Source organism: Nocardia wallacei, from assembly GCF_029869545.1.
Classification (GTDB): domain Bacteria; phylum Actinomycetota; class Actinomycetes; order Mycobacteriales; family Mycobacteriaceae; genus Nocardia; species Nocardia wallacei_A.
In genome coordinates this window covers 1-11,307 of record NZ_JARWQD010000120.1, presented here as the reverse complement: position 1 = coordinate 11,307, position 11,307 = coordinate 1, and the positions used below count along the sequence as shown (strand labels likewise).

Sequence of the window (11,307 nt, the reverse complement as noted above, 5' to 3'; positions counted from 1 at the left end):
CGGGGGGGGGGGGGGGGGGCGGGGGCGGGCGTGGGGGGGGGGGGGGCCGCGGCGGCGGGGGGGGTCTCCCCCCCCCCCCCCGCGCAGGTCTGCGCGCGACAGGGACGAATATCCCAGCGGGACACCGAAACTGCGTTGCGGCCCGAGGTAGTGGCGGCTCAGGCCGTCGAGGAGGACGCCGCGGCGGCGGGCGGCCTCGATGGCGCGTTCCTCGGCGGCCGCCGACGGCAGCGGCACCAGCAGGTGGGATCCCGCGTCGTCGCCGACCACCTCGAGACCGCCGCCGCGCAACTCGTCGACCACGAGCGCCCGGCGCGGCGGCATCTCACGACGGAGTCGGCGCAGGTGGCGCATCAGGTCGCCGTGCCGGGCGAGTTCGACCAGGACCTGCTGGCCCGCGGGCGACGGTCCGGTGCCGGTGGACTCCCGGTGTGTCACTACGGCTTTCGCTGTCGCCGGGGACGCGACCAGCCACCCGACGCCGAGTGTCGGGCTGAGGATCTTGGACGTCGTCCCCAGGTGGACGACGGTATCGGGCGCGAGGGTGGCCAGCATCGGCAACGGGGCGGTGTCGTAGCGCAGTTCCCCGTCGTAGTCGTCCTCGATGACGAAAATTCCGGCGCGGCGGGCGAATTCGATCAACTCGATGCGCCGGGCCGCGGGCATGCGCGCGCCGAGCGGGAACTGGTGGGCGGGAGTGCAATACACGGCCTCGACCCCGCGCGGAATCCTGTCGACCCGAAGTCCGTCGCCATCGACCGGCACCGGCACCACCCGCACGCCCGCCGCCCGGAAGGCCCCCACCGCACGCTGATAGCCCGGATCCTCCATCGCCACGGTATCGCCGGGGCGCAGCAGCGCGGCCGCCAGCTCGCCCACGGCGGCACCGGTTCCCGCGGTGGCCAGGACCACGGTGTCGCTCCCGGCGGTGAGCCCGCGGTGGCGGAGCAGTTGTTCGGCGACCGTCGCCCGATAGTCCGGTTCGCCTCGTCTGTCCTTGCGCGCCAGCGGGATTCGATCCGAGGCCGACCGCCAGGCGCGGCGCCACGCGGCGCGGTCGATCGCCTCCACGCACGGCGTGCCCGGCGCGAGATCGTATCGGAGAGTGTCGCATTCGGATTCGTCCGGTGCGGCGGGAGGGCTCGGCGCCGGGTCGGGGGAGGCGGTGAGGAAGGTCCCCGATCCGTGCCTGCCGGTGAGCCAGCCCTCGGCGTGCAACTGGTCGTAGGCCGCGGTGACCACGGTGCGGCTGACACCCAGCCGGGTCGCGAGCGCCCGCGAGGACGGCAGCCGGTCGCCCCCGCGCAACCGGCCCGCGGTGGCGGCCTCCCGCAGACGATCGGCAACCTGGACGGCCAGAGGAACGGGCGCGTCGCGATCCACGGTCAGCGGCAGTTCGTCGAGCGCCGTCAAAGTGGTCTTCCATTTCTTCGGTGAATTGGCCATTTCATAATGCCATTTCCGCCGGGATGCTGGTGTCATGACCGAGTCGACCTCCGCCCGGCCCCCGCTCTCGCCGACGTCACGCAGCACGCTCACCCGCAGCCGCGAGCGCGCCGCCTTCGACCGCGACGCGCTGGACGCGGTCCTCGACGACGGGATGATCTGTCACCTCGGCGTTCTGATGCACGGCGCCCCGGTCGTGCTGCCGACCGTCTACGGCCGCGACGGTGACACCCTCTACCTGCACGGTTCCACCGGTGCGGGCAATCTGCGGGCGGCCATGACCGGCGATGTCTCGGTAACGGTGACGCACGTCGACGGCATCGTCTACGCCCGCTCGGCCATGCATTTCTCGATGAACTACCGCTCGGCGGTCATCCACGGCCGCCCGGTGGAGGTCACCGGCCGCGACGAGCGTCTGCATGCGCTGCGCGTCATCGTCGAGCGCGCGGCACCGGGCGCCTGGGACGCCGTGCGCTCGCCGTCCAAGAAGGAACTCGCCGCGACGGCCGTGCTCGCCCTCGACCTCACCGAGGCCTCGGTGAAGATGCGCACCGGCGGCCCGCGCGACGACCCCGACGACCTCGGCAGCGATACCTGGGCCGGGGTCCTGCCGGTCCGCCGGGTCTTCGACGCCCCCGTGCCGTCCCCGGACCTCGCGTCCGGCATCGAGACACCCGAGCACGTCCTGGCCCGCGTATCCGGTGTCCCGGCGGCGCTGTAGCCACAGGACCGCAGATGTTCACCACGCGGTGTTGGGCAGGTCCAGTTTGTCCAGGGCGCTCGCGGCGAGATCCGCCAGGGCCGTGGCGGATTCGATGCGGTCGGGATCGAGGCTTACCAAGGCCAGGGTGTAGGTGTGGCCGGAGCGGGAGAGGTAGGCCGACAGGCGGGTGCGGGGGAGTTCGGTGGAGAGCAGGCCGGGGTGGATGGCGCGGGTCGCGACACCGATGCAGCGATGCGGGCCGAGATGGGCCAGCGAGGCCGGAAGCGGACCGATGTTGGAGCACAGGATGTCTCGTTCGCCCGCACCTCGTGACAGCGTGTAGGCCACGCGCTCGGGCAGCACCTGCAGCAGTTCCTCCGGGAGGCCGCCGGGGCTGGACATGCGGTATTCGTATGCGGCGCGGCACTTCTCGCGCAGCGTGGCCGGGGTGTCGGCACGCGTCACCGTGACCTCGGTCATCGCCATGTCGTTGTCGACGCGCGGTTCGTCGCGGGTGTCCACGGGCAGGCTGGCGGTGATCGAGGACTCGGGAAATCCGCTGTCCCACAGGATGTTCGCGACGAGATGGACGAACAGCGTATTCGCGGTGCCGCCGCGCGCCGCGCCGACCAGATCCCAGTCGGCCGCCGGAATCTGCAGTACGGCACCGTGTGTCGCGCGCCCGGCGGTGGCGGACACCCGGGCGGCCGGTGCCGCGGGCCGCTGCGGGATGCCACGCCGCAGCGCACCCGCCGTGCGGCCCACCACGGTGCGCCACTGGCGCCGGGCGTCGGCCCAATCCGACTGCACCGCACCGGTTTCCGGAACAGCACCACCGGTCAGTGCGAGATCGACGGCGGTGACCAGACCGCGGCCGTCGGCGAGTGCGTGCGAACAGGTCAGCGCGACGATCGACCCGCCGCCCGCGACCCGCGCCGCGGCCAGCCGCCATCCCGGCCCGAACTCCGGATCGAGATCGGATCCCTGCGCATCCGCCCAATCGAGCAGACCGGTCGCGGGGATCGGCCGCTGCGCGAATTCCAGCGGATGCGCCCGGTCGTTGGCCCGCCACAACGGCCGCGCCCCCGGAATCCGCGACCGCACCACCCGCCGCCCCAGCGGCCCGCCCCGCAGCGCGCCGTGCACCTGCTCCAGCACCTCCGGCTCGACCCGATCGGCGGTCCGCCACAACCCCTGCAGCGCAATCGGAGTCCCCAATCCACGATGCGCCCGCAGAAAGATCTCATCGACAACGCTCAACCGACTCATCGATCACACCGTTCGACCGAGCCCGGCGGCGCATCATCTCCCGCCCGTGGGCAACGCACCGGGAGCCGACTCGCCTGCGGTCCTATCCGCTCGGTGCCCGCGCTATCCGGCATGGTTCGAGGTGGCGGCAGCATGACGCCATGGTGCCATTACCGCGAAGACGGCTGCCGCCCCCCGTCAGGCCGAGGCGCCGTGCCGCCCGGCGCCCGAGGCGAATCGTTGGGCACCGGCCAGGGCGCCGTCGGCGTCGGACAGGGCCGTCAGTCCGTGGCGGAACTCGTTGGCGACGGCGGCGTCCTCGTCCAGGCCCCACTGCTCGAGTGCGGACATGCGGTCCGAGCGCAGGCAGGTCTGTGGTAGCGCGGCCAGTTCGGCGGCGAGTTCCTCTGCGGCACTGCGGGATTCGCCCGGCGGGACGACGCGGTTCACCAGGCCCATCTGCAGCGCCTCGGTGGCGCCCACGGCGCGGCCGGTGAGGATCATGTCCATGGCGCGCCCGTCGCCGACGATGCGCGGCAGCCGCACGGTGCCACCGTCGATGAGCGGTACGCCCCAGCGGCGGCAGAACACGCCGAATGTGCTGTCCTGCTCGGCAATTCGGAGATCGGCCCACAGCGCCAGCTCCAGCCCCCCGGCGACCGCGTACCCGGCGACCGCGGCGATCACCGGTTTGGACAACCGCATCCGGGTCGGGCCCATCGGCCCGTCGCCCTCCGCGGTGGCGGCGTTGGAGCGTTCGGTGCCCAGGGATTTCAGGTCCGCGCCGGCGCAGAACGTGCCGCCCGCGCCCCACAGCACCGCGGCCGCGGCGTCCGGATCGGCATCGAACTCCCGGAAGGCGTCGGCCAGCTCCCGCGCGGTGGGTCCGTCGACCGCATTGCGGGCCTGCGGGCGATCGAGGATCACGGTGTAGACCGGACCCTTGCGCTCGACTCGTACGTTCACGGCTGCTCCTCGCTGTCGCCGGTCATCGTCCGATTCGAACAGCCTGCACCCCCTTGCGTCAAGAAATGAATTCATGATTCACTTCTTGCGTGGCCTACCGCCGGACCCCCGCCGTGCAGGCCCGCCTCGACGCACAGGCGGGCGCGATCGTGCACGCCGCGACCAGGGTGCTCTCCGAGCGCGGGTTCGCGGGAATGTCGATCGCGGTGGTCGCCGCCGAGGCCGGAGTCGCCACCGGCACCGTCTACAAGAACTTCAGCGGCAAGACCGAACTGGTCACCGCCGTGTTCCGGGATGTCGTCAGCCGGGAGGTGTCCGCGGTCGCGGCGGCCGGTGCCGCGGGCAGCGCCGTCGAGCGGGTCACCGCCGCGGTCGAAACCTTCGCCGGGCGCGCGCTGAAGAACCCGAAACTGGCCTACGTGCTGCTCGCCGAGCCCGTCGACGCGGCGGTGGACACCGAGCGGCTGCGATTCCGCCGCGCCTTCGCCGAGACGTTCGCCTCGGCGATCGCCGAGGGCGTCGCGAACGGCCAACTGCCCCCGCAGAATCCGCGCACCAGCGCCACCGCCCTGGTCGGCGCCATCGGCGAGGTCCTGGTCGGGCCGCTGGCCGAGGCGCTGCAGAGCGAGTCGGTGGTGCCCGAACTCATCGAATTCTCATTGCGCGCCTTGGGTTTACACGAACCCGAGGGACGCCCGTAACCATCGGCGTCACAGAGACAGGAGTGCCCCGCATGCCCACCCACGAGGTGTTCAACCAGGTTCCGCCCATCGTTCCGTTCGACTTCTCCGGCAACCCCGCGCTGATCGAGGGACTGCACCGGGAGGGTGCGGGCTGGGCCGAGGCCGAGGTGCGCGAATTGGGCGCGCTCGCAGGCGGATCCGAGGCGCAGGAGTGGGGCCGGGTGGCCAACGAGTACCCGCCGGTGCTGCACACGCACGACCGCTACGGCCATCGCGTCGACGAGGTGGAATTCCATCCCTACTGGCACGAGCTGATGAAGGTCGCGGTGGCGCACGGGCTGCACGGGGCCCCGTGGCTCGACGACCGGCCCGGCGCCCACACCGCGCGGGCCGCGAAGTTCTACACCTGGGGCATGGCCGACGCGGGCCACATGTGCCCGATCTCGATGACCTACGCGGTGGTACCCGCGCTGCGCCACAATCCGGAGCTGGCCGCGCGCTACGAACCGCTACTCGGTTCCCGCACTTACGATTTCGGGCTGCGCGAGCCGTCGTCCAAGGCCGGGCTCATCGCCGGTATGTCGATGACGGAGAAGCAGGGCGGCTCGGACGTGCGCGCCAACACCACCACGGCCACGCCGCAATCCGACGGCACCTACCGCATCGTCGGCCACAAGTGGTTCACCTCGGCGCCCATGTCGGACATGTTCCTGACCTTGGCGCAGGCGCCGGGCGGGCTGTCGTGCTTCCTGCTGCCGCGCGTGCTGCCCGACGGCTCCCGCAACGCGCTGCGGCTGCAACGGCTCAAGGACAAGCTGGGCAACAAGTCCAACGCGTCCTCGGAGATCGAGTACGAGGATGCGGTCGGCTGGCTGGTCGGCGCCGAGGGCGCCGGGGTGAAGACCATCATCGAGATGGTGAACATGACCCGGCTGGACTGCGTGATCGGCTCGGCCACCGGCATGCGGGTGGGCCTGCTGCACGCGGTCCATCACGCCCGGCACCGAGAAGTGTTCGGCGCCAAGCTGATCGACCAGCCCTCGATGCGCAATGTGCTCGCCGACCTGGTGATCGAGTCCGACGCGGCGACCACCGTGATGATGCGGCTGGCCGGTGCCACCGACCGCGCCGCCACCGATCCCGCGGAGGCGGCGCTGCGCCGGATCGCCCTGGCCGTCACGAAGTACTGGGTCTGCAAGCGCGCTCCCGTGCACGCGGCCGAGGCGCTGGAATGCCTGGGCGGCAACGGCTATGTCGAGGATTCCGGCATGCCGCGGCTGTATCGCGAGGCGCCGCTGATGTCGATCTGGGAGGGTTCGGGCAATGTCGCGGCGCTGGATGCGTTGCGCGCCATGGGCCGTCAGCCCGAGACGGTGGAGGCCTACTTCAACGAGGTGACGCTGGCCCGCGGCGCCGACCGTCACCTCGACGACGCCATCGACCGCATCGGCAAGGAACTCACCGACCTGTCCGATATCGAATACCGCGCCCGCCGCGTGGTCGAGCTGATGGCGCTGGTGCTGCAGGGCGCCCAGCTGGTCCGCCACGGCCACGCCGCCGTCGCGGATGCCTTCTGCGCCACCCGATTCGGCGGTGACTGGGGCATCGCCTTCGGTACCCTTCCGGTGGGCGCCGACACCTCCGCGATCCTCGCCCGCGCCGCCCTGTAGCGGGGCCTACCGGTTCTCGCGGTACCAGCGGACCAGGGCGTCCGTGGACGAATCCGACTGCGGCGCGGGGTCTTCCGCGGAGGTCAGCAGCGGCTCCAGTTCCAGGGCCTGCTGCTTGCCGAGCTCCACGCCCCACTGGTCGAAGCTGTCGATGCCCCAGATCGCGCCCTCGACGAACACCTGATGCTCGTACAGCGCGATCAACTGCCCGACCACCGACGGGGTGAGCCGCGGCGCGAGGATCGTCGTGGTGGGCCGATTACCCGGCATCACCTTGTGCGGCACCAGCTTCGGATCGGTGCCCTCGGCGGCGATCTCCTCGGCGGACTTGCCGAACGCGAGCACCTTGGTCTGCGCGAACAGGTTGCTCATCAGGATGTCGTGCATGCTGCCGGTGCGGTCGCGGGTCGGCAGATCGTCGGTGGGCCGGGCGAATCCGATGAAATCGGCGGGGATCAACCGGGTGCCCTGGTGCAGCAGCTGGTAGAAGGCGTGCTGCCCGTTGGTGCCGGGCTCGCCCCAGAAGATCTCCCCGGTGGCGGCGCCGACCGGGCTGCCGTCCGCGCGCACCGACTTGCCGTTGGACTCCATCGTCAGCTGCTGCAGATAGGCCGGGAAGCGGGCCAGATCGTTCGAATACGGCAGTACCGCACGCGATTCCGCGCCGAAGAAGTTCGAGTACCACACCCCGAGCAGGCCCAGCAGCACCGGCGCGTTCGACGCCAGGGGAGCGGACCTGAAATGCTCGTCCACGCTGTGCATTCCGGCGAGGAACTCCGCGAAGCGCTCCTTGCCGACCGTCGCCATCACCGACAGTCCGATCGCGGAATCGACCGAGTAGCGCCCGCCGACCCAATCCCAGAAGCCGAACATGTTCGCGGTGTCGATGCCGAACGCCGACACCCGCTCGGCATTGGTGGACACGGCCACGAAATGCTTGGCGACCGCGTCCTCGCCCAGGGCCGCGACCAGCCAGCGCCGCGCCGCGGTGGCGTTGGTCAGCGTCTCGAGCGTCGAAAACGTCTTGGACGCAACGATGAACAGCGTGGTCGCGGGATCGAGCCCGTCGAGCTTCGCGGTGAGATCCGCCGGATCGATGTTGGAGACGAACCGCGCCGAGATGCCCGCATCGGCATAGTGCCGCAGTGCCAGGTGCACCATGACGGGCCCCAGGTCGGAGCCGCCGATTCCGATGTTCACCACCGTCCGGATGCGCTCTCCGGTGGCGCCGCGCCACTGCCCGGAACGCACCGCATCGGTGAACTCGCCCATGCGCCGCAGCACCTCGTGCACCTCGGCCCCGGCGTCGGCGCCGTCGATGGTCATCGACTCGCCCTTCGGCAGCCGCAGCGCGACGTGCCCGACGGCGCGGTCCTCGGAGGTGTTGATGTGCTCGCCGCGGAACATGGCATCGCGGTGCTGCGCGACCCCGGCCGCCTCGGCCAATTCGACCAGCAGATCGAGGGTTTCGCGGGTCACGCGATGCTTGCTGTAGTCGATCCACAGATCCGCGACGCGAACGGTCAGCTCGCGCCCGCGCCCGGGATCATCGGCGAAGAACTCGCGCAGATGCCGCCCCCCGATCGCCGCATGATGATCGTGCAGTTTCCGCCAGGCCGCCGTCGCGGTGATGTCGCTGCTCACCCCCGCGAGATTACTCACCGCACTCCGGACGCGCAGGTAACCGTCGGTGATGTCGTCGGCAGTCCGGCACGGCGGACGTCCGGGCAGGACAGGCATAGTCTGGGCACATGGTGTCCGAACGTGAACTCCTCGAGTCCGTACCCACACAGCTCTGGATCGGCGGGCCGGTGGATGCCACCGGCGGCGCGACGTTTCCGGTCGAGAATCCGGCCACGGGCGAGCCGTTGGCCCACGTCGCCGACGCGACACCGGACGACGCGATGCGCGCACTGGATGCCGCGGCGGCGGTGCAGCAGGAGTGGGCCGCCACGACGGCCCGCGACCGCGCGGAGATCCTGCGCGCCGTCTACGACCGCATCATCGAACGCACCGAGGACCTGGCGCTGCTGATGACCCTGGAAATGGGCAAGGCACTGCAGGAGTCCCGCAACGAGGTCCGCTACGGCGCCGAGTTCTTCCGCTGGTTCTCCGAGGAGGCCGCCCGCATCCACGGCCGCTACCAGACCGCGCCGACCGGCACCGGCCGGATCGTGGTGCACAAGCAGCCGGTCGGCCCGTGCCTGGCGATCACGCCGTGGAACTTCCCCCTCGCCATGGGCACCCGCAAGATCGGCCCGGCGCTGGCGGCGGGCTGCACCATGATCGTCAAACCCGCGTCGGCGACCCCGCTGACCATGCTGCTGCTGGCCCGGCTGTGCACCGAGGCGGGCCTGCCCGACGGGGTGCTGTCGGTCATCACCAGCCGCCGCTCCGGTGCGGTCACCGAGCCCCTGCTCAACGATCCGCGCCTGCGCAAGCTCACCTTCACCGGCTCCACCGAGGTCGGCAGGACGCTGGTCGAGAAGTCCGCGCACGGGCTGCTGCGCACCTCGATGGAGCTGGGCGGCAACGCCCCGTTCGTGGTGTTCGAGGACGCCGATGTCGACGCCGCGGTCACCGGCGCCATGCTGGCCAAGCTGCGCAACGGCGGCGAGGCGTGCACCGCCGCCAACCGCTTCCACGTGCACAACTCCGTCCGCGCGGAATTCACCGACAAGTTCGCCGCGGCGATGGCCGACGTGCAGCTCGGCCCCGGCAGCGACCCGGCGACCACGCTCGGACCACTGATCAACCAGGACCAGCTCGACACCGTCACCGAACTCGTCGACGATGCGGTCGCCAAGGGCGCCCAGGTTCGCATCGGTGGCAAGGCCCCCGGCGGTCCGGGTTATTACTACCCGGCGACGATCCTGTCCGACGTCCCCGCCGACGCCCGCATCCTGCGCGAGGAGGTGTTCGGCCCGGTCGCCCCGATCGTCGGATTCGATACCGAGGAGGAGGGCCTGGCCGCGGCCAACGACACCGAATACGGCCTGGTCGCCTACGCCTACACCCAGAACCTGGACCGCGCCCTGCGCATCGCCGAGGGCCTGGAGTCCGGCATGGTCGGCATCAACCGGGGTGTCATCTCCGACCCCGCCGCGCCCTTCGGCGGCGTCAAGGCCTCCGGCTTCGGCCGCGAGGGCGGCTTCGAGGGCATCGACGAATACCTGTCCACCAAATACATCGCCCTGCCGTAGGACAGGAAAAGCCGCCCCGGGGTGAAGTCACCCGGGGCGGCCTGGGGGCGCGGTGCTCATCGAACGCCGCGTGGTCTGGGGTCGGTCAGTGACCGAGGCGGCCGCGGCCGAGGCGCAGCAGCAGCATGGCGAGGGTGTGGCCCTCCTGGCCCAGTTCGCTGAACCGCTCCAGGACCTTCATCTCGCGCGAATGCACCAGGCGCGGGCCGCCGTTGGCCATCCGGGTGCGGCCGATGATCCGCGAGACCTCGGTGCGGCGCTTGATCGCGGCGAGGATCTCGGCGTCGAGCCGGTCGATCTCCTTGCGGAGCTTGTCGATCTCCGCCTCGCTGCTGGGCAGCGCGTCGGACCCGGTCTCCGTCGTAGAGGTGCTCATAACTTCTCTCCTCGTGTCAGAACCAGGATCGGCAGGCGGCCCCACCCCGTTACCGTCCGGTTCTTTCACCATGAAACAGACCCTGTGGGTCTTTCACTGTCCCCCGTCGAGTATCCGCGCTCAGGTGCAAGGTCGGTGACCACGATAGCCAGTGATCAGCCGAGCAGCAGAGGTCGCGAGCGCGCAGGTCATGTGGTCAGTCTGCCACGGGCCCGGAGGGGAGCCAAACGGTTCGTGTTCCCAGGACCGCACAGACCAGGTGGGGCTACAGGATGTCGGTGCCCGCCGGTAGCGTGGATGGACGATGGAGACGACGGTGGCTGACGAGACGCGCTCGAATTCGGGACCGGCCGGTTCGGAACATGCGGAGCGGACCCGGGGGGACAGGCAGTCGGCAGGCGAGCGGCAGCGCGCCGACGGGGCCGAGCAGGCCGAACGCCTGCTGGAGGGGCTGAATCCGCAGCAGCGGGCGGCGGTGACGCACACCGGTTCGCCGCTGCTGATCGTCGCCGGCGCCGGCTCGGGCAAGACGGCCGTGCTCACCCGCCGCATCGCCTATCTGCTCGCCGCCCGCGGCGTGACACCGGGCCAGATCCTCGCGATCACGTTCACCAACAAGGCCGCCGCCGAGATGCGCGAGCGGGTGATCGGTCTGGTCGGCCCGCGCGCGACCACCATGTGGGTGTCGACGTTCCACGCCAGCTGCGTGCGCATCCTGCGCACCCAGGCCGCCCTGGTGCCGGGCCTGAACTCCAACTTCTCCATCTACGACGCCGACGACTCGCGCCGCCTGCTGGCCATGATCGGGCGCGACCTGAATCTCGACCCCAAGAAGTACTCGCCGCGCCTGCTGGCCACCGCCATCTCGAACCTCAAGAACGAGCTCACCGACCCCGAAACCGCCACGGCCGAGGGGGAATACGACGAGAGCGAGCTGCCCCCCATAGTCGCCGAGGTCTAACCCGAAAACCAGCCGCGGCTGCGCGCGGCCAACCCCCTGGACTTAGACGAT

The 11,307-nt window shown here is 70.8% G+C and carries 9 protein-coding genes and 1 pseudogene; 5 read left to right on the top strand and 5 right to left on the bottom strand.

The window, feature by feature from the left end:
- Positions 1 to 1,446 (bottom strand): MocR-like pyridoxine biosynthesis transcription factor PdxR (gene pdxR / locus QH290_RS09645; RefSeq protein WP_280382597.1); only part of this gene is annotated, 1,446 nt, incomplete at its 3' end.
- Positions 1,447 to 1,480: 34 nt separating this feature from the next.
- Between pdxR and QH290_RS09640 the strand changes: the two genes are divergently transcribed.
- Positions 1,481 to 2,167 (top strand): pyridoxamine 5'-phosphate oxidase family protein, encoded by a 687-nt coding sequence (locus tag QH290_RS09640; RefSeq protein ID WP_280382596.1) that lies wholly within the window; start codon positions 1,481 to 1,483, stop codon positions 2,165 to 2,167.
- An 18-nt stretch (positions 2,168 to 2,185) separates the two neighbouring features.
- Here QH290_RS09640 and QH290_RS09635 read toward each other — a convergent pair whose 3' ends face one another.
- Positions 2,186 to 3,418 (bottom strand): hypothetical protein, encoded by a 1,233-nt coding sequence (locus QH290_RS09635; protein WP_280382595.1) that lies wholly within the window; start codon positions 3,416 to 3,418, stop codon positions 2,186 to 2,188.
- Positions 3,419 to 3,595: 177 nt separating this feature from the next.
- Positions 3,596 to 4,363 carry a crotonase/enoyl-CoA hydratase family protein gene (locus tag QH290_RS09630; RefSeq protein ID WP_280262951.1) on the bottom strand — a complete coding sequence of 256 codons (768 nt, stop codon included), beginning with the start codon at positions 4,361 to 4,363 and terminating at the stop codon, positions 3,596 to 3,598.
- Positions 4,364 to 4,452: 89 nt separating this feature from the next.
- Between QH290_RS09630 and QH290_RS09625 the strand changes: the two genes are divergently transcribed.
- Together QH290_RS09625 and QH290_RS09620 are read left to right on the top strand one after the other, a co-directional pair.
- Positions 4,453 to 5,064 carry a TetR/AcrR family transcriptional regulator gene (locus tag QH290_RS09625; protein WP_280262954.1) on the top strand — a complete coding sequence of 204 codons (612 nt, stop codon included), beginning with the start codon at positions 4,453 to 4,455 and terminating at the stop codon, positions 5,062 to 5,064.
- 32 nt (positions 5,065 to 5,096) lie between these two features.
- Positions 5,097 to 6,716 carry an acyl-CoA dehydrogenase family protein gene (locus tag QH290_RS09620; RefSeq protein ID WP_280382594.1) on the top strand — a complete coding sequence of 540 codons (1,620 nt, stop codon included), beginning with the start codon at positions 5,097 to 5,099 and terminating at the stop codon, positions 6,714 to 6,716.
- A 6-nt stretch (positions 6,717 to 6,722) separates the two neighbouring features.
- Here QH290_RS09620 and pgi read toward each other — a convergent pair whose 3' ends face one another.
- Positions 6,723 to 8,360: a glucose-6-phosphate isomerase gene (pgi, locus tag QH290_RS09615; protein ID WP_280382593.1), complete on the bottom strand. Its 1,638-nt coding sequence runs from the start codon at positions 8,358 to 8,360 to the stop codon at positions 6,723 to 6,725.
- A gap of 107 nt (positions 8,361 to 8,467) precedes the next feature.
- On the opposite strand from pgi, the gene QH290_RS09610 reads away from it, so the two are divergent.
- Entirely contained in the window at positions 8,468 to 9,919 is a 1,452-nt protein-coding gene (locus tag QH290_RS09610) for an NAD-dependent succinate-semialdehyde dehydrogenase (protein ID WP_280382592.1), read from the top strand.
- A gap of 85 nt (positions 9,920 to 10,004) precedes the next feature.
- Here QH290_RS09610 and QH290_RS09605 read toward each other — a convergent pair whose 3' ends face one another.
- Positions 10,005 to 10,295, bottom strand: a complete 291-nt coding sequence (locus QH290_RS09605; RefSeq protein WP_280262962.1) for a chorismate mutase — start codon at positions 10,293 to 10,295, stop codon at positions 10,005 to 10,007.
- A 304-nt stretch (positions 10,296 to 10,599) separates the two neighbouring features.
- On the opposite strand from QH290_RS09605, the pseudogene QH290_RS09600 reads away from it, so the two are divergent.
- Positions 10,600 to 11,253, top strand: a pseudogene (locus QH290_RS09600) (UvrD-helicase domain-containing protein); the annotation flags it as partial.
- Positions 11,254 to 11,307 lie beyond the last annotated feature (54 nt).